Below are 21,414 nucleotides of genomic sequence, written 5' to 3'. Positions count from 1 at the left end.
TGTCAGGAGGAGGACAGGATGACAAACGGAATTGAGAAGCTGGCTTTGAGGCCGATCGGCCGCCGTGCAGCCCTTATCGGGTTGGCCGGCGTGGCTGGAACACTTTCGATGCCATGGATAGCCCGGGCGCAGGCGGAAACCATCCGCATCGGGTTTCCGACGCCTTTGACCGGCCCGTTCGCCGCCGAGGCCAACGACCAGGTCCGCAGCGCCCAGCTGGCGGTAAAGCTCGCCAACGACAAGGGTGGAATTGCCGGCCGCAAGGTCGAGCTCCTGGTGCGCGACGACAAGCTGAATGCCGGCGAAGCCGCCACCCGCACGCTCGAACTGATCGAAAAGGACAAGGTCCATGCGGTGGTCGGCGCACTTTCGAGCGCCGTACAGCTGGCGGTCAACGAGGTGACCCGTGCCCGCAGCATGCTGTACATCTCGATCAGCCAGTCGGACACCATCAACGAGATCAAGGATTTCAGCCCCTATACGTTCCATGAGGCGCTCAATCCGACGATGACGACCGCGGTTGTCGCCAAGCACAGTTTCAAGAAGGGTTCGAAGGTCGCCTATCTTGTTGCCGACTATGCCTACGGCCACGAGATGCTGCGCGGTTTCAAGCGGGCAGCCAAGGAAATCGGTGCGCAGACGGTCAGCGAAATCCTGCACCCGTTCGGCGCGGCGGACTATTCGACCTTCATCCCGACCATCCTGGCATCAGGCGCAGACATTCTCTGCATCTGCAATTTCGGCCGCGACCAGGCCAATTCCATCAAACAGGCGGTGGATTTCGGCGTGAAGGACCAGATGAAGATCGTCGTGCCGGTGCTGCTGCACAACCAGCGGCTTGCGGTCGATCCCGAAGTCTTCGAAGGTGTCATCGGCGGCGCGAACTATTACTGGGGCCTGGAAGAAACGGTGCCTTCCGCAAAGGCGTTCAACGACGCCTTCAGGGCCATGTACAAGGGCACGATCCCGACCGACTACGGAGCCTACGGTTATACCGGCGTCGCTTCGCTGTTGATGGCCATCGAAAAGGCAGGCGGGACGGAGCCACAGAAGGTCATCGCGGCTCTGGAAGCGCTGAAATATGATATCGCCAAGGGAGAGCAGTCCTACCGCAAGTGCGACCACCAGTCGATGCAATCGGTACTCGTCCTGGAATCCAAGGCGAAAAGCGCGATGAAATCGGATGCCGATCTTTTCAAGATCGTCGCCGCGGAACCTGCATCAGAGAGCGTGTTGCGAACCTGCTCCGAACTCGGCTTCAAGAGCTGATACCCTGGGACGGATGAGGTCATGACTGTCCAATTGATTGCAATGCAGCTGTTTTCGGGTCTCGCGCTCGGCGCGGTCCTGATCATGGTTGCGCTCGGCCTGTCGATCATCTTCGGCATGCTCGGCATCGTGAACTTCGCGCATGGTGCGCTGTTCATGGTGGGAGCGTATGCGGGGCTCTACGTGGCCGGCCTGACGGGGAGCTTCTGGTGGGCTCTCCTGATCGCGCCGGTCATGATCGGCCTGTTCGGCATGCTGATCGAGCGTTTCCTCATCCGTCCTCTCTATGGCCGCTCGCCGGACGATCCGCTGCTTCTCACCTTCGGTCTTGGTTACGTGCTGGTCGAGGCGGTGCGCATATTCTTCGGCACCGACGGCATTCCGTTCTCGACGCCGGCAGCCCTTCGCGGCGTGGTGAACCTCGGCATCGGCTTTTTCCCGCTCTACCGGCTTTTCGTCATCGGCGTGGTTGTCGCCGTCCTGTTGCTGCTGTGGATCGGCCTCGAAAAGACGAAATTCGGCCTGATCGTCAGAGCAGGTTCCGCCGATCCGCTGATCATGCGCGTGCTGGGTGTCGATATCAGCAGATTGTGGTTGATCGTCTTCGGTATCGGGGTCGGCATCACCGCACTCGGCGGTGTGCTTGCTGCACCGATGCGCAATGTCAGCCCGGAAATGGGCACGCTTGTGTTGGCCGAAGCCTTCGTGGTGACGGTGATCGGCGGCATGGGCTCGCTTCCCGGCGCCGTCATTGCCGGCCTCATCGTCGGCGTCTCGGTCAGCATGACATCGCTCTTCGCCCCGGAAATGGCGACGATCGTCATGTTCGCGCTGATGGCGCTCATTCTGCTGGTGCGCCCGAACGGCCTTTATGGCCGCGCCGCACCTGGCCTCTAGGGAGACCGCCATGTCCGTCATCAAAAATGCGGAACTTGTCCCGGCGCCCGCCCGACGCAGCTTTGCGACCCTGTTTTCCAACGTCAGCCGCTGGCGGGTGCCGCTTTCAATCCTGGCGCTCTGCATCCTGCCCTGGGTGCTGCCCTCGCAGGCGCTGGCCGTCAACGTGTTGATCTACGGCCTTGTCGCGGTCGGCTACAACCTGCTCTTCGGTTATACCGGCCTGCTTTCCTTCGGTCATGCGGCCTTCTTCGGAGCCGGAGCCTATGCAACGGGTATCGCGATCGGTGCTTTTGGGGTCCACTGGTTCATCGCGATGCTGATCGGCGTGCTGGTTTCGGGCCTGCTTGCGACGGTCATGGGGGTGCTCGCCATCCGCACGCGTGGCATCTACTTCTCGATGGTGACGCTCGCGCTGGCACAGCTTGTCTACTATGCGGCGCTGCAAGCCTCCTCCTGGACCGGTGGCGAAAACGGTCTGCGCGGCTTTACGGTCAGCACGCTGCACCTTCCTGGCTTCTCGGTAAATTTCCTCGATCCCCTCGTGAAATATTACGCGATCATGATCGTGGTCGCGGCGGCGCTCTGGTTCGTGTCGAGGGTCCTGAATTCGCCTTTCGGCGCGGTGATCGAGGCGATCCGCGAAAACGAGACACGGGCGCGCGCCTGCGGCTATGATGTCGAGCGAACCAAGCTGTTGTCCTTCATCCTTTCAGGCATTCTCTGCGGGCTCGCGGGCACGCTGTCGGCAATGCATCTTTCGATCGTGCCCCTGGATTCGCTCCACTACCATACGTCCGGTCTGATCGTGATGATGACGCTGCTCGGCGGTGCCGGCAGCTTCTTCGGTCCCTTTATCGGCGCGCTGGCGTTTCTTTCGATGGAGGACATCTTCTCGCTCTGGACATCCAACTGGCAGCTCATTGTCGGCGTGATCTTCATCCTCTTTGTCCTCTATCTGCCCAAGGGCATCTGGGGCACCTTGATATCCTGGGGTAAAAGCCGATGAGCGCACCCATCATGAGCGTCACCAATATCGGCAAGCAGTTCGGCGGACTGGTCGCCTTGAAAGATGTGACGGCCGATTTCCAGGAAGGCCAGATCACCGCCATCATCGGGCCGAACGGTGCCGGCAAGAGCACGTTCTTCAACATCCTGTCCGGCGCCCTGAAACCATCGAGCGGAACGCTCAGGTTTCGGGGTGCGGATATGGCGGGCGTGCCACAGCACGACTATGTGCACCGCGGCATCGCCCGTTCCTACCAGATCACCAACATCTTCCCCAACCTTTCCGTCCTCGAGAACGTCCGCGTCGCGGCACAGGCTTTCCGGTCCCGGATGAACATCTGGGCAGACCGCAGTGCCGATAGGGATAGCGAGGACAGAGCCTCGGCAATGCTCGCATCGGTCGGGTTGTCGGCACGGGCGGCGACGCCGGCGAAATTCCTGGCGCATGGACAGCAGCGTGCGCTGGAGATCGCTATCGCCCTGGTCGCCGATCCGGCGCTTCTTCTGCTCGACGAGCCGACCGCCGGGATGGGGCCGGAAGAGACGCGCGAGATGGTCGCGCTGATAGAGAAGCTGGCGGCCCAACGCACCATCCTGCTGGTCGAGCACAAGATGAAGATGATCCTCGGCCTCAGCGACCGCGTGCTCGTCCTTCACCATGGCCAGTTGCTGGCCGACGGGACACCGACCGAAATCCAGGCGAACTCCGAGGTTCGTCGCGTCTACCTAGGACAAAATGATGGCTATGCTTGAAATCGAAGGCCTGAACGGCTGGTATGGCGCGAGCCATGTGCTTCACGGGGTGTCGTTCGCGGTGGAACCGGGCGAGATCGTTGCGCTTGTCGGCCGCAACGGCGCCGGCAAGACGAGCATCATCCGTTCGATCATGGGGCTCATGCCGCGCACCACCGGCGCCATCCGGTTCAACGGCGAAGACATATCCCGGCTAAAGGCCCATGACCGCTATGTCCGCGGCCTCGCCTATGTTCCGGAAGAACGCCGTATCGTGCGGGGGCTGACGGTGCTGGAAAACCTGCAGCTGGGGCTTGTCGCCGACCGCAAGCGGATCGACGAGGCGGCTGCGATCGACGAGATCGCCCGCAGTTTCCCGCGCTTGAAGGAGCGTTTGCACCAGGAAGGTGTAACGATGTCGGGCGGCGAGCAGCAGATGTTGGCGATAGCCCGCGCCATGATCGCCCGGCCGAAGATGATCCTGCTCGACGAGCCGTCGGAAGGCATCATGCCCGTGCTGGTCGAGGAGATGGGCGCACTGTTCAGGCGGCTGCGGGAGGAGGGGACGACGCTGCTCCTCGTCGAGCAGAATGTCGAATGGGCGCTGAACCTTGCGGACCGGGCGGTTATCGTCGACCAGGGCGAGATCGTCTACCGCAGCGATGCGGCAACACTTCTGGCGGACAAGGACATTCAGGAGCGATACTGCGCGGTCTGAGCCCGCAATCCACCGACCCGATCATCATCGAACACAGGGCTTCGCCGCTTGCGCGGCGAAGAGCGATATTTTTATGGAAATCACTGGAGAGTACCGGCTGGAAGAGCCACGCGACGACGTGTGGGTGAGGCTCTTCGATCCCGATGTCCTGCGCCGTTGCATTCCCGGGTGCAAGGAACTGACGCAGACGGCCGAGAACAGTTTCGACGCGAAGGTCGTGCTCAAGATAGGTCCGGTTTCCGCAACCTTTGCAGCCACCGTCGAGATCATCGATATCGAGGCGCCGGAGAGCTGCCGCATCATCGGCAAGGGAAATGGCGGCATCGCCGGTTTCGCCAAGGGAGACTGCGTTGTCAGGCTTGCGCAGGATGGCAATGCCACCTTCCTGACCTACAGCGCCAATGTGGATATCGGTGGAAAGATTGCAGCATTGGGCGGCAGACTGGTGCAGGCGACATCGAAGAAGCTCGCCGACCAGTTCTTTGTCTCATTCTCATCGCGCGAGGGATAACGCGGGCTTACGTCGCCTGAAACGGAGATGCGCCCTACTTGAAGTGGGGGTTATCCTCCCGCTCCAGCACCGCCCTTACGGCCGCCCGCTCGCGCATCTGGTTGTGATGCCGCGTGAAACTTTTCAAGGTGTCCATTGGCAGCCCGTTGCTCCTTCCCCAGCCATAGAAGACGAGGGCGTAGGGATCCACGACCGTATACCGGTCGCCCATGATCCACTCGTTGCCGGCAATCAGCCCATCTATCTCCTGCATGCTCTCCCAATAGGAGGACACTGCCTTGCTGCGGACATCGTCATAAATTTCCTTTCTTTCGACGAATCTATAAGGCCTGAACTTGGCTCTCTGGAAGATATGCGGCGTGTTCGAAAACCAGGCCATCTGGGAGATGCACAGCGTCTGGTCGAGAATATCGGCCGGAAACAGGCCGGCCTCCGGACTGGTCAAGGCGATATACGTCAATATCGCGGTGTTCTCGGTGATCACCCTGCCATCCGGCGCGATGAGTGCCGGCACTTTGGCGCGGGGGTTGATTGCCAGATATTCCGGGGTCAGATGCTGGTTTTCCGAAAGCAGCGTCCTCATCGGTCTGAACGGCCTGCCGGTCTCCTCCAGGGCGATATGCGATGCCAGCGAACAGGCTCCGGGACTGTAAAACAGGATCAATTCGCCCGTCGGGTTCGATATCCTGCCAGATGCTGCAGATAGATCCGCCATTTTCCATTACCCTTCTTGTTTGATGCGATCAGAAGCGTTCCCCGGACGCGCGATCCAAAGGTCGGTGAAGTGAGATCCCAATCCGAACACGATGGATCCGCTGTCGCGCACCCAACCGTCGTCGCCGGCTGTCCCGTCATGCCATGAGGGCCGCCATGATCCGGTCGCGGGTCATCGGCATATGATGGATGCGTGTGCCCAGGGCATGCGCGACCGCATTGCCGATGGCGGCTGCCGATGGACCACCTGCGCATTCACCGACGCCGAGCGGCGGGTATTCGCTGGCCTCGACAAGTTCGACGCGAATCTCGGGTATTTGCGAAAAGCGGATGACCGGATAACTTTCCCAGTCGAGCGTCGCGATACCCTGCGGGCCGAAGCGCACCTCCTCGATCAGCGTCCAGCTGATGGCCTGGACGATATTGCCTTCGATCTGGTTGAGAATTCCGTCGGGATTGATGGCGAGACCGGCATCGACGGCGCACCAGATATTCTTGACCCGGACTGCCTCGTCCACCTCGACGGCGACGACGACCGCCGCATAGGCCGAAGAATTCTTGTAGCGGGCGAGGCCGATACCCAGCCCGCTGCCGGCGCCCCCGGCATCGCGGGATGACCAGTTCGCCATCGCGGCCGCTTTCTCGAGGACGCGACGGGCGCGAGGGTCGGAAAGGATGGCCAGCCGGTATGCAACCGGATCTTCGCCTGCGCGTCCGGCCAGATCATCGAGCAAGCCTTCGATGGCGAAGACGTTCAGCGTCGCGCCGAGGCCACGCAGTGACGAGGTCCGTACCGGCACGTCGTGGATCAGATGCAATTCGATCCGCTTCGGGCCGATGTCGTAAAGAGGAATGCCGTTGCGGGCAGCTCCGCCGCCGCGTTCAAGCGGAATGTCGAAGGGTTTGCGGGCAGGTGGCGGCGTCTTCATGGCGTGGGCGGCAAGCAGGCTGGCGCCGCCGACACCGGGCCGCTGGCCATGGGTGGCACTCCGGATTTCCGTGGTCCAGTCGACGGGCCGGCCGGCCGCGTCCAGTCCTGCATGGACGGTGACGGTCATGGCCGAGGAGAGCGGCTCGTAGCCGAATTCCTCCTCGCGCCGCCACATGAGGCGGATCGGCTGATCGGGCAGCGCGCGTGCCACGAGGGCAGCGTCCAAGGCCGCGTCGTCGGCACCGTTATGGCCATAACAGCCGGCACCCTGGACATGATGGCAGGCAACCGCTTCGAGGGAAAATCCGAGCGTCCTTGCGATATTCTCCCGCAGCGGGTGCATGCCCTGTGCATGGGACCAGACGGTAAGGATGCCGTCACGGTAGAGCGCGATCGCGCAGGAGGGCGCGATGGAGCCGTGCGAAAGAAACGGGCGAGTGAAGCGTGCGGAGACACGATCCGTCGCCTTTTCCGGCGTAGGATCGCCCATCAGACGGTCGTCTGAGGGCTGGGAGGCGAGCCAGTCCGGCGTCGCCTGTTCGGTTGAGAGACTGAGGGCATTGTCCCAGACGGCGCATTCCGTTGCAGCCATGGCGGCAGCGCGGACCGCGGTCTCGTCGGTGCCGACGAACGCCACGAAATTGTCGAGGCGAACGATGCGGACGTCGACTCCCGCTCTGCGCCGGATGATCGTCTCATCCAGTTGCAGAAGCACCGCGCCTGGCCCGGGCTGGCGCAATGTCCGCGCGTGCAGCATTCCTGCAAGCATCATGTCCTGGATGAAGCCGGATCCGGTGAGCTTGGCCGGCAGGTCCAGCCGTGGGACAGATCTGCCGACGAAGCGGTGAGCGCTTTGGGGTTTTGGCGCAACCGCGCCGGTGGCTTCGGCGGAAAGGTCGAGTTCTCCGGCAATGCTCCAATAGTCGATGCCGCTCGGTGCACCGTTCTTCAGGAAGGCGCCGTCCGCGACGGTCAGCTCGTCGGGTGCCGCGTTCAGGCGCAGCGCCGCCCGCGCCAGGGCAAGTGCACGGACTTCCGCTGCGACAAGCCTGATCGCAGCACCGGAATGCTCGATGGACCAGCTCGAGGCGGTATAACCTTCACCCGGACCCTCGACGCTGTTGCCGGACATCATCCGCACCTGGTCAATGCGAAGATCCAGTTCCTCCGCCGCGATCTGAGCAAGCGCTGTCAGCACGCCCTGGCCGAGTTCCACCTTGCCGGTGCCGATCCGCACCGTGTGGTCGTCCTGAAAGCGAAGCCAGCGGTCGAGCCGGGGATTGTCCTTCAGGCTGAAGGTAAGCGTGGTCATCAGGCTACCTTCTCACGCATGTCGGCTGCCGCCTTGAGCACGGCGCGCAAAATGCGGGGGTGCGAACCGCAGCGGCAAAGATTTGCGTCGAGCGCGGCGGCGATTTCGGCCCGCGTCGGGTCGGGATTGCGATCGAGGAAAGCCTTTGCCGCGATCAGAATGCCCGATAGGCAATAACCGCATTGTCCCGCCTGCTCGTCGAGGAATGCCTGCTGCAGCGGGTGCAATGCATCCGCCGAGCCCAGGCCTTCGACTGTCGTGATCGTGCGGCCGGAAAGCGTGCCGATCTCCCGGCTGCAGGAATAGGCGGCAACGCCGTCGATCAGAACCATGCAGGCGCCGCATTGCTCCAACCCGCAGCCATACCGGCTGCCTTTCAGCCCCAGGTGATTGCGCAGCACGTCCAGAAGCGGCGCTGTCGAAGGCACGTCCAGCTCATGCACCTGCCCATTGACATTGAGAGTGAGGCATTCGTTCATCCAGCTCAATTCCATCCCTATGCCAGCATCTCCAAGTCCCGCCGAGAGGCGTCGCGGCCAAGTGATTGCGGCCGCGACACCGATAAGGCCACTCCCGCCTGCGACGAGCAGCTTAGGTCGGCTCGACAAGCCCGGCCTTAACCAGGGGCTCGATCGACCGGATCTCGCGTTCGATCGAGCCGGCCATTTCGTCGGGCGAATTGACGACGGAGGTCAGTCCCAGCGACGCAAACTTCTTCTGTGCTGCCGGCGTATCGCTCCACTCCTTGATGGCGGCATGGATCTTGCTGACGATCTCCTTGGACATCCCCTTTGGGCCGACAGCGCCAAACCAGAGGGTCTGTTCGTAGCCGTTGAGGCCCTGTTCTGCGACGGTCTGCACCTCGGGCAGTTCCGGAATTCGCTTGGCCGAGGTGACCGCAAGCCCGCGGATTTTCGCGTCGCGGATATGGGGGAGATAGTTGGACGGCGCGTCGAGTGCGAAGTGGATGTGTCCACCCAGCAGGTCGGCCAGCAGCGGCGGCGAGCCCTTGTAGGGAATATGGTTGATCTGCACGCCGGCCATCTGGCCGATGATGGCAGCGGCTATGTGCCCCTTGGTCCCCGCGCCCGGGTTCCCGATATTCAGCTTTCCAGGGTTTGCCCTCGCATAGGCGATCAGTTCCTGGACCGATTTCGCCGGAGCCGAAGCGCTTGCGCTGAGCAGCGCCGGGCTTTCAGCGACAATGGAGATCGGTGTGAAGTCCACCTGCGGATCGTAGGCAAGGTTCTTTTGCACCACCTTGTTGGCCGCGATCGGCGCGCTGCCGCTGATCATGATCGTGTAGCCGTCGGGCGCGGCGCGCGCGAGCCTGCCGCCGGCCAGGGCCCCGGCTGCGCCAGCATGGTTCTCGATGACGAATTGCTGGCCGTATTTGGCCGTCAAGGCATCCGCGACCAGCCGGGCTATAATGTCACTGGTGCCACCCGGAGGATAGGCCGAGATCACCACTACCGGTTTGCTCGGCCAACTGTCGGCCAGCGCAATTCCTCTGGACGCCAGCATGGCAGCTGTGCCGCCCAATACGATAAATTCCCGCCTGTTCATTGCAAGTCTCCTCCCACCCGTTGAATCGAGTTCTATAGGCGCAACACTATCGTGCCGGATTGCCACCGCGAACCTCTGACTGAGACCATTCCGCTGCTTGGAATGGTCCGCTCAATCGCAAGCCTTGATGGCCGTCAGTCCGCGCCGGCAAGCCAGCGTTCTTCGCCCTCATAAAAAGCGCTGAGTTGGTCCGGCTGATCGTCGCCCAGCAGATCGGGTTTTACCGTTACGCCGCGCGTGTGCTGGATATATGCCAGGAACTTGTAGGAGGGACGCATGGTCGACAGGACGGACCAGTCGATGGGAAGTGTCTCCGCCGGGTTGACGGGCTTGGCTATATCCCTTTCGAACAGGACCTCGAAGGTGAGGAGCTTCCAGGTGCCAGCCTCCCGCACGGCGCGGGAGAAGAACCGGCAGAAGACATGAAGGTCGATCTCGACGCCTTCAGGCCTCGCGCGGTTGAAGATCATCGCCGGGCTTTCCACCGTTGCCCGGTCCCCGGTCACTTGCGCAAAGGCGGGAAACACCCAGTGTTTGCTGTTGCCGGTCGCCTTCATCCACTCGCGCGTCGCGTCCACATAGGCCTGGCCACCGCGTCCCTCGTACCAGCTTGTCCGGATATAGGCGTCGCGGTGGAAGCATGCGCTCATCACGTCAAAACGGCGCTGGTCACGGGCAAAGCGTTCGCGGCGCACGAGATCGAAGAGCTCCTCCCTGTCTAGGAGGGCCTTTAGGCGCGTGCCGTCGTCCTGTTGCATAGGGAACTCCTGGAAGTTGGTGCGTATGTCGGTCGTGGGTGCCGATCAGTCGGCTTCCTGCAGCCCTTCCTCGCGCACTTTGCGAAAGCGCGGCGACACGATCGACAGGAGCAGCAGGGCGGCGACGACCAATGTTCCGAGACTGAGGGGGCTCGTGAAGAAGACGCTTGCATCCCCGTGGGAGATCAAAAGCGTCCGGCGCAGATATTCTTCCGCCATGGGGCCAAGGATCATGGCGAGGATGAGCGGCGCGGGCTCTGCTCCCATCCTCTTGAAGAAATATCCGAGCACACCGAACAGCGCCATCATGTACACGTCGAAAACGCTGTTGTTGATGCTGTAGACGCCGATTGCCATGAAGACGCAGATCGTCGGGAACAGAAAATGGTATGGCACCGAAATCAGCTTTGCCCACATGCCCACCAGCGGAAGGTTCAGGAAAAGCAACATCAGGTTGCCAAGCCACATCGACACGACCAGGCCCCAGAACAGGGCAGGCTGCTGAGACAGGATTTCCGGCCCGGGCTGAACGCCCTGAACGACCAGCGCTCCGATCATCAGAGCCATGGTCGCGGTTCCCGGAAGGCCGAGCGTCAGCATTGGTATGAAACAGGTTTGCGCTGCGGCGTTGTTGGCGGCCTCTGGTGCGGCTACCCCCTCGATCGCACCCTTGCCGAATTGCTCGGGATGTTTCGAGATCTTTTTCTCAAGAGCATATGCCGAGAAGGACGCGAGCAGGACGCCCGCGCCGGGCAATACTCCGAGCAGAACCCCGATACCGGTGCCGCGCAGGATCGGCGCGGACATCCGGCGCCAGTCCTCCGCCGTCGGGAACAGGCTGCTGACGGGCGCGACCCCCACCACCCGTGAACGCTCGTTTTCCAGGTTCATGAGGACGTCGCCCAGACCGAATATGCCCGTGGCGACGACGACGAAATCCAGCCCGTCGAGCAGGTAGGGCGAGCCGAACGTATACCGCGCGGCCCCTGTATTGATGTCGGTTCCGATCATTCCGAGGACGATGCCGAACAGCGCCATGCCGAAGGCTGTCAGCAGCGATCCGCTGGTCAGCACCATCGAGGTGATGAGGCCGAGCATGATAAGTGAGAAATATTCCGCAGGCCCGAAGGTGAGGGCAAGGCTCGCTAGCAGTGGCGCTGCTATCACGATGAAAAGCGTTCCCACCGTGCCGGCAAAGAAGCTGCCGATTGCGGCCGCCGCCAAGGCGCGCCCGGCTTTGCCCTGTTTTGCCATCTGATGCCCGTCGAGCGTGGTGACGACGGATGAGGCCTCTCCTGGAAGATTCATCAGGATCGCAGTCGTCGAGCCTCCATATTGCGATCCGTAGAAGATGCCCGCCAGCATGATCAGCGCTGTGTCGACCGGCAGACCGAACGTGAACGGCAGGAGCATGGAAATGGTCGCGATCGGCCCGAGGCCGGGCAGGACACCCACCGCGGTGCCAAGAAGCACTCCCGCAAAACAATAGGCGAAATTGGACAGCGTCGTTGCCGTCGAAAACCCCAGGAGAAGTCCATTGAAAATGTCCATGTCAATCCTGCAAAGCGATTAGAAACCGAGAACCCGTAGCCAGCTTCCCACGATGGGGATGGGTAGGCCGAGGAGTTCGATGAAGACGACGGAGCAGAGCGCGGCAAAGGCGAGAGACCCTGCGACGGCCTTCCATCCGATCTGAAACTTGATGCTCGTCGCCGCGGTCAGGATCGTCAGCAGGAGAACGGCCAGCGGCAACCCGAGGGTCTCGACCGCCAGCCCGAAAATCACGACCGCGCTGGGGATCAAAAAGAGCGGCTTCCACCGAATGGCCGGCAGCATTTCCGGCCGGACGAATTGCGAACGAAAGAGGACGAGGAGGCCCGTCAACACCAGCAAGCTCGAAATGATGACAGGAAAATAACCCGGCCCCATCCGACCTGATGTGCCGAAGGGGTAACTCATCGCAACTGAAACGGACACGACGCCGAAAACAACGAAAAAGAGTCCCAGTAGAACGTCTTGGCTCAGCTTCATCCGAGGCTCCCATCCAAATGTTGTTCAGTCGATTTGCAACTATGCGCGCTCATTTGTCTGTCCAACAAGCGGACCAATACCCCTCGCCACGTCGCAGGTGTTCACAATACAAAGCCGGCTCAAGCTGGCAATGTCGCAGGCAACCTGTTTCGCCAGACGATTGACCAATGATGCGGAAACAGCGGGAAGGCAGGGCCCCCCGAAGGCGCCGCCTGTGAAAATATCTGCGGCTTCAGCGGCTAGAGATGGCGGCCTTCGTCGACCGGTATGACGATTCCCGTCGAACTGGTGAGGTTGACGATGCAGGCGGTCACTGCCCGCGCGACATCGTCGGGAGCGGTGATCCTGGCCAGAGGAAGGCGTTCCGCGACTTTTTGCAGTTGGTCCCGGGTACGGTGAGGAACAAAATCCGTATCCACGCCGGCGGGCGAAACGGAGAAAACGCGAACTTTGGGTGCCAGCACCTTGGCCAGCGCAATTGTCAGCGCATCCAATCCGCCCTTCGCCGCAATATAGGCCAGGCTGCTTCCCACGCCGGTCCGGGCCGCGATGGAGGAGATATTGACGATGGCGGCGTTGTTGCCTTGTTCCAGCATCGGGCGGAACGCCCGAACCATTGCGAAGGGGCCTCTGAGGTTTATCGCTACCGCGCGATCGAATATGTCGTCGGTGAGCGCGTCGAGGTCGTTTGCCGCGACCGGGGTTGTCGCACCCCCGCAGTTGATCAGGGCATCGAGGCTGTCGAATTTTTCGCCGACGGCGACGGCTGCCTCGGCGACGGATGCCGGATCGTCGATCGCGATGCGCAGGGCGCTGTGGCCGCTGCCATGAAGGCTTTTGACGACGTCATCAGCTATCTCCGGGCGGCTGTTGTAGCCGACGACGATGGTGGTGCCCATCCGGGCGAGCCGCGCGGCGATCGCGCGCCCGATCCCGCTGTTTCCACCGGTCACGAGCGCAACTCTTGGAACTGGCAGTTCCGGAACTTCGATCAATGGCATTTTTCCTCCCGAAAAGACCTGCCGACAATAATTTTAAGCCGAGTATTCCTTGAGAGCGGCGGCGGCGGCCGATCGGATGAAGCCATGGTCGCTCGATACCAACATCGCACTCGCGCCGAGTTCGGCCGCAAAATTGAAGTCGGCCTTGCTGGTCGGCAGCATCATGAGCGGAATATCGGCCTCTCGTGCCGCCGCCGCGACCTGCCTGCTGATTTCTGCCACCTTGGCGCCGGCCTGCGGATCGTCTCGATGTGCTGCCGTCAGATCTCCCCGGCCGATGAACAAAGCGTCTATGCCGTCTACCCTGGCGATATCCGCCGTCCGGTCAACGGCTTCAAAATCCTCGATCATGGCGATGCAGGCGACCCGGCTGTCCTGCAGCGACATATGATGCACCGCGTCGATACTTCCCCAATTGCTGGCGCGCGTCAGCCCGGCAAAACCTCGGCTACCTCCCGTATATCGGCAGCTGCGTGCAATTGCCCGAGCCTTTTCGACCGTGCTGACATGCGGGACCATGATCCCCATCGCGCCCGAATCGAGCGCCGACAGGATGTTTGCTTCGCTGAATTCGGCGATGCGCACCACGGGCGCGATATTCGATGCACGAGCGGCAAAGATCATCAGGTCGGTTATGTCGCGCCCGAGCGCGGCATGCTCCTGGTCGATAACCACGAAATCATAGCCGATCGCCCCTAATATCTCGACCACCTGCGTCGTGGGAAGCTTGAGGAATGTGCCGAGCATCCGTTGGCGCGTCAGCAGTCGTTCACGGAATGCGGTAAAATCGGGACGCTGTTCTGTCATCGGGGCCACCTTTCGATACCGATCCCTAGCCATTCCCTTGTCAGGAACGAAGGCAATTGCGGTCCCGTTTCTCCCTGCGAAACATTCCCCACCCGGATGGCGTTTCTTCTCGCGAAACGGCCGACGATAACGATTGTGATCCGCAGCTTCTGGTGCGAGCCAATGTCTCAGGACAGCGCGACTTCATTCGCGCGTGACGCTCAACGAGGAACACAAAAGCCTTGGCCAATCCGACCATTATAAGCTGCGCCGTCACAGGCAATATCACGACGATCGACCAGACCCCCTATCTGCCGGTCACTCCGGAGCAGATCGCCGCTGCCTGCATCGATGCTGCGCGGGCGGGCGCTGCGATCGTTCATATCCATGTGAGGCATCCGGACGGCAGGCCCAGCATGGAGTTGCAGCACTACCGCGAGGTTGTCGAGCGCCTGCGGGCAGCGGACGAGGACGTGATCATCAACCTGACGACCGGCCCCGGCGGACGGTTCGTCCCCAGCGAAGACGAACCGCGGATTTCAGCGCCCGGGACCACGCTGATGCGACCGGAGCATCGGGTCGAACATATCGCTTCCCTGCGGCCGGAGATCTGCAGCCTCGATTTCAACACGATGTATTCCGGTTCTTCCGTCGTCATCAATACGCCCCGCAATCTCGCAGTCATGGCGGACATCATTCGCAATGCGGGCGTACTGCCGGAGATCGAAGTATTCGATACGGGAGACATCCAGCTCGCCAATCAGTTCCTTCGGGAGGGGAGGCTGGCGGAGCCGGCGCTATTCCAGATCGTGCTCGGAGTGCGTTACGGGGCAATCGCCACGCCGGAAACGCTGATGTACATGAAGTCGCTTCTGCCGGCAGGCGCTCATTGGGCGGCCTTTGGCGTGGGGCGTTGGGAATTTCCGATGCTGGCGCAGGCCTGGCTTCTGGGCGGCCACGTTCGGGTCGGCCTGGAGGATAACATCTATCTGGAAAAAGGTGTCCTCGCCGCGAGCAACACCGTGCTCGTGGAGAAAGCCGTGCGCATTTTAAGAGAGCTGGGAGGCACCATCGCGACCGCCGGCGAGGCGCGAGAAATTCTAGGGCTGAAGAAGCAGCTGCCGAAGCCACGCTAGATCCTGGCGGCGGTGCATGTCGCTCGGCCGGCTCCGCCGGAACGCGGGCCGCAGCCCGGCCTCAATGCCATCCGGTCTCCTGGCACGGGGCGAGACGATTTCGACTACGGCCAGCTATTTCTGGCAGAAAAGCGGAGATGCCAATGTACGTTCAGAGTGACCCACGATCCAATCTGTCCAATGCTGCGAAACCAAGCGGCACGAAGGTGCACAACAGCTATTTCGGCTCGCAGCTTGCCCTGTTCTACGAAACCGCGCCCCAGATCGCCGATGCCAACGGCGACACATGGATCAGCCGTGGACAGAACTTCGTCGTCGCATACAGCAACGCGAAAGAGGGCGGCATTTTCTCACGCCGGTCGCAGCCCGATGAATATGCCTTGATCATTCCCGACAAGGAGACTTCGGTCGAAATCACCACCGCGGAGGGAACCACCGTCGTTCCGGGCTATTCCGTCGCCTTCGTGCCGCCGGGCGACAGCTCCATCCGGGTGTCGACGGGCGGCAGCGTCGTTCGCCTTTTTACACCGAAGTCGGAGGATCTGGCGCGCGCCGCTTCGAACGCGGATGCCTTCCTCGGCGCGCATCCCAATGTCCCTCCTTTCGAAGCCTGGCCGGAGCCGCCCGGCGGGCTGACGTTGAAGTGGTATACGCTGGAGGTTCCGGACGATCCGTCCCGGTTCGGGCGCATCTACCGTTGCACCACGTTCATGATCAACTATCTATCGCCGCGCATCGGCCCTCGCGAGCGGGACAAGGTGTCCCCGCACCATCACGATGATTTCGAGCAATGCTCGCTGGCGTTAAGCGGTTCCTTTACGCACCATCTGCGCTGGCCCTGGACTACGAACATGAACATCTGGCGGGAGGACGAACACCTCTACTGCGAGTCGCCGTCGATCTGCGTTATCCCACCGCCGTCGATCCACACGACAACCGCTGAATCCGCCGGCGTTAATCAACTGGTGGACATCTTCGCGCCGCCGCGGATGGATTTTTCGCAAAAGCCGGGCTGGGTCCTCAACGCGGACGATTACCCGATGCCCCAGGTCTAACCGTCCATCGGCTCGCCGTCGGCTCCGGGTCTCAGGTGTCGGCGGCGGCTATGGAACGGTATGGGCAAGCGCCGGATCGACGGCAAGGACAACTTTGCCGATCTGGCGGTTTTCGTCGAGAATGCGATGAGCCTCCCGCACTTCCCCGAACGGGACGACCTGATGAATGCGGGTGACAATGCGGCCGTCCTCGAGCAGCGGCCAAACGTGGTCGACCAGGTCTTTTGCAAGCCGTCCCTTGTAGGAGGGTGGCCTTGGTCTCAGCGTTGATCCGGTGATCGTCAGCCGTCGGCGAACCAGCGTGCGGATGTTCACCTGCGCCATGCTGCCTTGATGGCTGGCGATGAAGACGAGCCGGCCGTCGTCCTTCAAGAGGTCCAGCTGGCGCTGCGTCTCGGTTCCGGCTTGCCCGTCCAGGATGACATCGACCCCTTCACCGCCGGTCAGGTCGCGGATCTGTTCATCCCAGGCACCGCGATAGTCGACCGCGGCTTGCGCGCCAACGGCCTTGCAGACCGCTCTCTTCTCGTCGGTGCCGGCGGTTGCAAAAACGGTTGCGTGCCGAAGCTGCGTGGCGATCTGGATGCCGGCCATCCCAACCCCGCTGGTGCCGCCCTGGATCAGCAGGGTCTCCCCGTATTCCAGTCGCGCCAACCAGATCAGGTTGTTCCAGGCCGTGAAGAAGACTTCCGGAAGCGAAGCAGCCTCTATGAAGCTCAGGCCTTTCGGGATCGGCATGCATTGCACGGCCGGCGCCACGCAGAACTCCGCATAACCGCCGCCGTTGACGAGTGCGCAGACCAGGTCTCCTGCCCGAAGCCCGTCTACGCCTTCACCGACGTCGTCGATGACCCCGGCAACGTCGAGACCGGGAATTTCGGAGGTGCCTGGCGGCGGCGGATAAAGACCGCGCCGCTGCTGGACATCCGGCCGGTTGACCCCGGCCGCGACGACACGGATCAGCACTTCCCCGGCCTGCGGCCGCGGCCGCGGTCGTTCAATGATCCGAAGAACTTCAGGCCCGCCCGGGCGTTCGATCTCGATGACTTGCATGTGCTGGGTCAGCGGAATGGAATGGTCACGTCGGCAATCCGACCAGCTTGGCCGGATTGTCTGCAACCATGGTCCGCACCTCCGTTTCGCTGAAACCCAATGCCAGGCAGAGCTTGATCGCCTGGCGCATGCCTTCCACCGGCGTGGGGTTGTCGATCTGCCCGAGATCCGAGCCGATCGAGGAATGTTCGACGCCTGCAGCCAGGATGTGCTCCCTGAATTCCTCCGGCGTATAGGTGTTGAAGCGGGAATCGACATAGAGGCCGGCGGACTGTTCGATGAGGGCGCCCAGTTGAGCCAGTTCGCGAACGTCGTCGGGGGTGAAGTGGAGCCCGTACATCGGATGATTGACGAGCAGGCGCTTGACGCCGCGAGCCCGCGCTTCATCGAAGAGCTTCCAGATCTCCCAGACATGCAGATGTCCGGAGGACAGGATGGCATCGAATTCCGCAATCATGTCGAGGATCTGCTTCACCTCGTCCAAAATATTCCCATAGGCATCGAGAGGCGTCAGCGCCGGCGAATGTCTAAGCTGGACATTCGAAGCAAGCCGCGTCTTGCGATGCGCGCTGCGGATGTGATTGGCTGCCTGTGCAGTTGGCATCCAGATCAGCTTCGCGCCCATTTTCAGTTGGGCATCGACGACGAACGGGTTCAATCCCCCCGTCGAATTATTGAGCACGAGGCCGCTGAACATCGACAGGCCACGGTCTCCAAGCAGCCGCTCCATCATCGGGATCACCGGCGCGACCGAATAATGATGGTCCTTGAACAGAAGCCCGCGCATACCCGCCGCCGCTGCCTCTTCGGCGGCCTCCATGTGGTCGAGTTTTCGGGGCATCGTCGAGGGGCCGGAGTGAACGTGAAGATCGACTGCGCCACGCAGCAAGCGGCTGGCCAATTCATCGTCAACACCGGCGATAAGCTTTCTGACTTCCTGTCTATTGCGGTTCACATCGTCTGCCGAAGCCATGGCAATCTCCTACTTACATCCTGGACCTCCCTAAAGCTTGACTCCAGACCGCGACAACCTATCATCCCCGGCATTTCGCTAGTCGAAATAGCCATCTAGATTCTACGGGAGGAGGATCCATGGGCATTCGAGCAATCGAACGCGCGATGAATGTTCTGCAAGAGCTGAACCTTCACCCAATCAATACAATTGCCCAACTGCATGCCCGGACAAAGCTTCCGAAACCTACTCTCGTTCGTATCCTGCGGACGCTCGAGGAAGCCGGATATGTGGAAAATGATACAAGGCAGGGCGGCTATCAGGTCAGCGGGCTGGTGACGTCCTTGAGCTCCGGCTTTCACAAGGGACCGCTGGTGGTGGAAGCAGGGCGTGCTTGGGCCATCGCAATGACCCGCAAACACAAATGGCCGATAGCTATAGCCCTGCCGGACTATGACGGGATGGTGGTGCGCTTCAGCACGGTGCCGGACAGCTTTATTTCGCCGTTTCACAGTACGGTCAACAAGCGTCTCTGTCTGCTTACGCGCGGACTGGGCCTCGCTTACCTTGCCTTCCTCGACAAGGATGAATTCGACCTGATCATCGACGTGCTGAAAAGGTCGGACGATCCGGAGAACGCGCTCAGTCATCATCCGGCCGAACTGAAGCGGGTCGTCAGCAAGGTCCATCGAGACGGCTACGCCACCCGGTCGTCTCTCGTCGAGCCAAAGAACTCCAATACCATCGGCGTTCCCATCCTCGGCCAGGGCGGGCGGGTCCTGGCGAGCATAGGGCTCACCTACTTCAAGTCGGCCTTCGGCTCGGAACGGGAAGCTTGCGAACGCTACGCTCCGATCCTGCAGTCGGCCGCAGCTGCAATCTCGGAAGATCTGGACCGCCTCTCCAACAGTTTTGCCACCTGATCCGCCAAGGCCGTCCGCCGGACCGAGACAGAAAGGCCATGCTGGGCCGTCTCGGCAAGACCTGTTGCCATATCAGCGGATACGGCCGCTTTTCAGGACATGTTCGGTGCCGTTGCGGACATGCCGCGTCAGTATATCCCGAGCGCCGCCGACATCCCGTTTCATGGCAAGCTCGAAAAGCCGCCGGTGGTCGTCCACCACCGGTTTGCCGCGAAAACTTTCGGCCAGCAGATGGTAACGCAGGAAGCGGTCGAAGACGGATGAGAGCGACGCCATCAGCGTCTCGGAATTGCAGGCCGAGACGAGAGCCTGATGAAATTCCCAATCGTAACGTACCCAATCGACGGTGCGTGAGGCGTCGCCTTCGAGAAGCTGCCGCTCGATCGCCGAAAGCTTGTGATGCGCCGCGACGATCCGCGCTTCCCAGTCGAGATCTCCCGTTGCGAAGGAGAGGCCGATCGCATGGCTTTCGAGCAGGATGCGAAGGTCGGCCAGTTCCAGGAGTTCCTGCCGGGACGCAGGGCTCACTTCGAACCCGCGCTGCCCTTCGGCGATAACGAGGTTCTCCGTGGTGAGCCGGCTCAATATTTCCCTGAGCGTCGAGACGCTGACGGAATAACGCTCCTTGGTCTGCTCCAGCCTGATTTTGGAACCAGGGGGCAGGGCGCCGGAAATGATATCCTGGCGTATCCGCCGAAACACGGTCTCGCCGATCGTCTCGGCTGCCTCTTTTCCTGATTTCAGCATGTTTCCCCCTTTGAGCTGATCGTATATAGCTGATGAAGAAGAAAATACAGGGCAGAACGCCTTTAATATGATGATTTGCGATTTCATCCTGAAAGACCGGGAAGTCAGGCAAAGAGAGAATTGACTTATACGAACTATTTCGTACAATACGAAGGTGCGGCGTTCTCGGGAGGAATGGCCTGCACAAGGGAGGCTTCGTCGCAGGTAAGCGGCGCGCCGTGAGGAGGAGGAACCAGCCCATGACATTCGATCTGACCCGCCGACACTTTCTCGGCGCCACATTGGCAACCGCCGCCCTGTCCGTGCCGGCGCTGGCACAGGACAAGCCGGTCCTGAAGTTTTCCGCGGTATTTTCCGAACAGGATATTCGCGCCCAGATGACCAAGATGTTCGCCGAGGCGATCGCCGGCTCGTACAAGCTGGAGCCTTATTACGGCGGCAACCTCTTCAAGCAGGGAACCGAGCTCGTCGCCATCCAGCGCGGCAATCTGCAGATGGGCAATATCGCCCCGCAGGATATTTCCAACCAGATTCCGGAATGGTCGGTGCTCACCTCGGCCTATCTGTTCCGCGACGCGCAGCATGTGACCAAGTTCTTCCAGAGCGAGGCCGGCGCGGAATTCAAGAAGATGGCCGACGAAAAACTCGGCGTTCATATTCTCGGCCCGACCTATTTCGGCGCCCGGCAGATCGGTTTGAAGCCGAACAAGAAGATCACCACGCCCGCGGACATGGCGGGCATCAAGCTGCGCATGCCGGGTGGCGATGCATGGCAGTTCCTTGGCGCCGCGCTCGGGGCCAACCCCACGCCGATGGCTTATGCCGAAGTCTATACCGGTCTGCAGACCGGCGCGATCGACGGCCAGGACAATCCGCTGCCGAACGTCAAGAACATGAAGTTCTATGAAGTCATGTCGCAGATCGTCATGACCTCGCACCTCATCGGCTACGATCTGCTCACCATTTCCAGCAAGATCTGGAAGGGCATGAGCGCCGATCAGCAGAAGTCCTTCCAGGCAGCCGCCGACAAGGCGATGAAGTGGAGCGAGGACCAGCACCTTGCGCAGGAGAAGACGCTGGTCGACGAATTTAAGAAGGCCGGCCTCAATATTTACGAGCCGGACATCGCCGCGTTCCGCAAATTTGCCCAGGAGAAATACCTGGCCTCCGACCTTGCCAAGTCCTGGCCGAAAGGCGTCCTCGAAAAGGTTGCGGCAATCTGAAAATAGCCCGCCCATGGGCGGGCTCCTCACAAACGCGGCGGCAGGCCGGAGCGGTCAAACGCCCGGCCTGGTGGCCGAACCTCCGGGGGAG

The 21,414-nt window shown here is 61.4% G+C and carries 22 protein-coding genes; 10 read left to right on the top strand and 12 right to left on the bottom strand.

Annotated elements, in window-relative coordinates; all coding sequences use genetic code 11:
• Positions 1-18 precede the first annotated feature (18 nt).
• The 6 genes from C5J24_RS21765 (at position 19) to C5J24_RS21740 (ending at position 5,135) form a co-directional block, all read left to right on the top strand.
• Positions 19-1,269 (top strand): ABC transporter substrate-binding protein, encoded by a 1,251-nt coding sequence (locus C5J24_RS21765; protein ID WP_105420877.1) that lies wholly within the window; start codon positions 19-21, stop codon positions 1,267-1,269.
• A 21-nt stretch (positions 1,270-1,290) separates the two neighbouring features.
• A complete protein-coding gene (locus C5J24_RS21760; protein ID WP_105401528.1) occupies positions 1,291-2,166 on the top strand; it encodes a branched-chain amino acid ABC transporter permease in 876 nt (291 codons plus the stop codon).
• Between the two features lie 10 nt (positions 2,167-2,176).
• On the top strand, positions 2,177-3,175 hold the full coding sequence (locus C5J24_RS21755; protein WP_046631874.1) for a branched-chain amino acid ABC transporter permease: 999 nt from the start codon (positions 2,177-2,179) through the stop codon (positions 3,173-3,175).
• Entirely contained in the window at positions 3,172-3,927 is a 756-nt protein-coding gene (locus C5J24_RS21750; protein WP_046631876.1) for an ABC transporter ATP-binding protein, read from the top strand. Before C5J24_RS21755 ends, C5J24_RS21750 begins: the two co-directional genes overlap by 4 nt.
• Positions 3,920-4,624, top strand: coding sequence for an ABC transporter ATP-binding protein (locus C5J24_RS21745; protein WP_046629602.1), 705 nt, complete (start codon positions 3,920-3,922; stop codon positions 4,622-4,624). Before C5J24_RS21750 ends, C5J24_RS21745 begins: the two co-directional genes overlap by 8 nt.
• 73 nt (positions 4,625-4,697) lie before the next feature.
• Positions 4,698-5,135 carry a CoxG family protein gene (locus C5J24_RS21740; RefSeq protein ID WP_105420875.1) on the top strand — a complete coding sequence of 146 codons (438 nt, stop codon included), beginning with the start codon at positions 4,698-4,700 and terminating at the stop codon, positions 5,133-5,135.
• A 34-nt stretch (positions 5,136-5,169) separates the two neighbouring features.
• Here the strand turns inward: C5J24_RS21740 and C5J24_RS21735 are convergent, their stop codons facing one another.
• The 9 genes from C5J24_RS21735 to C5J24_RS21695 all read right to left on the bottom strand — a co-directional run bounded on the left by C5J24_RS21735 (position 5,170) and on the right by C5J24_RS21695 (position 14,255).
• Entirely contained in the window at positions 5,170-5,850 is a 681-nt protein-coding gene (locus C5J24_RS21735) for a glutathione S-transferase family protein (RefSeq protein ID WP_105420873.1), read from the bottom strand.
• A 136-nt stretch (positions 5,851-5,986) separates the two neighbouring features.
• Entirely contained in the window at positions 5,987-8,092 is a 2,106-nt protein-coding gene (locus C5J24_RS21730; RefSeq protein WP_105420871.1) for a molybdopterin cofactor-binding domain-containing protein, read from the bottom strand.
• Positions 8,092-8,571 (bottom strand): (2Fe-2S)-binding protein, encoded by a 480-nt coding sequence (locus tag C5J24_RS21725; protein ID WP_105421052.1) that lies wholly within the window; start codon positions 8,569-8,571, stop codon positions 8,092-8,094. Before C5J24_RS21725 ends, C5J24_RS21730 begins: the two co-directional genes overlap by 1 nt.
• Before the next feature lie 112 nt (positions 8,572-8,683).
• Positions 8,684-9,658 carry a tripartite tricarboxylate transporter substrate binding protein gene (locus C5J24_RS21720; RefSeq protein ID WP_105420869.1) on the bottom strand — a complete coding sequence of 325 codons (975 nt, stop codon included), beginning with the start codon at positions 9,656-9,658 and terminating at the stop codon, positions 8,684-8,686.
• 134 nt (positions 9,659-9,792) lie between these two features.
• The gene (locus C5J24_RS21715; RefSeq protein ID WP_105420867.1) at positions 9,793-10,416 is read right to left on the bottom strand and encodes a nuclear transport factor 2 family protein; all 624 of its coding nucleotides are present in this window, start codon (positions 10,414-10,416) and stop codon (positions 9,793-9,795) included.
• Between the two features lie 45 nt (positions 10,417-10,461).
• Positions 10,462-11,967, bottom strand: coding sequence for a tripartite tricarboxylate transporter permease (locus C5J24_RS21710; protein ID WP_105420865.1), 1,506 nt, complete (start codon positions 11,965-11,967; stop codon positions 10,462-10,464).
• 18 nt (positions 11,968-11,985) lie between these two features.
• Positions 11,986-12,447 (bottom strand): tripartite tricarboxylate transporter TctB family protein, encoded by a 462-nt coding sequence (locus C5J24_RS21705; RefSeq protein ID WP_105420863.1) that lies wholly within the window; start codon positions 12,445-12,447, stop codon positions 11,986-11,988.
• A 239-nt stretch (positions 12,448-12,686) separates the two neighbouring features.
• The gene (locus C5J24_RS21700) at positions 12,687-13,448 is read right to left on the bottom strand and encodes an SDR family NAD(P)-dependent oxidoreductase (RefSeq protein WP_245446752.1); all 762 of its coding nucleotides are present in this window, start codon (positions 13,446-13,448) and stop codon (positions 12,687-12,689) included.
• 33 nt (positions 13,449-13,481) lie between these two features.
• Complete coding sequence (locus C5J24_RS21695) at positions 13,482-14,255, bottom strand: HpcH/HpaI aldolase/citrate lyase family protein (protein WP_046631892.1); 774 nt, start codon at positions 14,253-14,255, stop codon at positions 13,482-13,484.
• A 221-nt stretch (positions 14,256-14,476) separates the two neighbouring features.
• Between C5J24_RS21695 and C5J24_RS21690 the strand changes: the two genes are divergently transcribed.
• Complete coding sequence (locus C5J24_RS21690) at positions 14,477-15,370, top strand: 3-keto-5-aminohexanoate cleavage protein (RefSeq protein WP_105401516.1); 894 nt, start codon at positions 14,477-14,479, stop codon at positions 15,368-15,370.
• 143 nt (positions 15,371-15,513) lie between these two features.
• On the top strand, positions 15,514-16,425 hold the full coding sequence (locus C5J24_RS21685) for a hypothetical protein (RefSeq protein WP_105420859.1): 912 nt from the start codon (positions 15,514-15,516) through the stop codon (positions 16,423-16,425).
• A 48-nt stretch (positions 16,426-16,473) separates the two neighbouring features.
• On the opposite strand, the gene C5J24_RS21680 is transcribed toward C5J24_RS21685, so the two are convergent.
• Both C5J24_RS21680 and C5J24_RS21675 read right to left on the bottom strand, forming a co-directional pair.
• Positions 16,474-17,478 carry an NAD(P)H-quinone oxidoreductase gene (locus tag C5J24_RS21680; protein ID WP_105420857.1) on the bottom strand — a complete coding sequence of 335 codons (1,005 nt, stop codon included), beginning with the start codon at positions 17,476-17,478 and terminating at the stop codon, positions 16,474-16,476.
• 25 nt (positions 17,479-17,503) lie between these two features.
• On the bottom strand, positions 17,504-18,451 hold the full coding sequence (locus C5J24_RS21675; protein ID WP_046631901.1) for a DUF6282 family protein: 948 nt from the start codon (positions 18,449-18,451) through the stop codon (positions 17,504-17,506).
• Positions 18,452-18,570: 119 nt separating this feature from the next.
• Here C5J24_RS21675 and C5J24_RS21670 point away from each other — a divergent pair, with 119 nt between their 5' ends.
• Positions 18,571-19,353, top strand: a complete 783-nt coding sequence (locus C5J24_RS21670) for a helix-turn-helix domain-containing protein (RefSeq protein WP_105420855.1) — start codon at positions 18,571-18,573, stop codon at positions 19,351-19,353.
• A 72-nt stretch (positions 19,354-19,425) separates the two neighbouring features.
• Here C5J24_RS21670 and C5J24_RS21665 read toward each other — a convergent pair whose 3' ends face one another.
• A complete protein-coding gene (locus tag C5J24_RS21665) occupies positions 19,426-20,100 on the bottom strand; it encodes a GntR family transcriptional regulator (RefSeq protein ID WP_105420853.1) in 675 nt (224 codons plus the stop codon).
• Positions 20,101-20,339: 239 nt separating this feature from the next.
• Between C5J24_RS21665 and dctP the strand changes: the two genes are divergently transcribed.
• Positions 20,340-21,323, top strand: a complete 984-nt coding sequence (gene dctP / locus C5J24_RS21660) for a TRAP transporter substrate-binding protein DctP (RefSeq protein WP_046631907.1) — start codon at positions 20,340-20,342, stop codon at positions 21,321-21,323.
• Positions 21,324-21,414 lie beyond the last annotated feature (91 nt).

It is taken from the genome of Neorhizobium sp. T25_27 (assembly GCF_002968565.1).
Taxonomy (GTDB): domain Bacteria; phylum Pseudomonadota; class Alphaproteobacteria; order Rhizobiales; family Rhizobiaceae; genus Neorhizobium; species Neorhizobium tomejilense.
The sequence above is the reverse complement of the archived record's forward strand: the minus strand, read 5'-3'. Positions and strand labels throughout refer to the sequence as shown.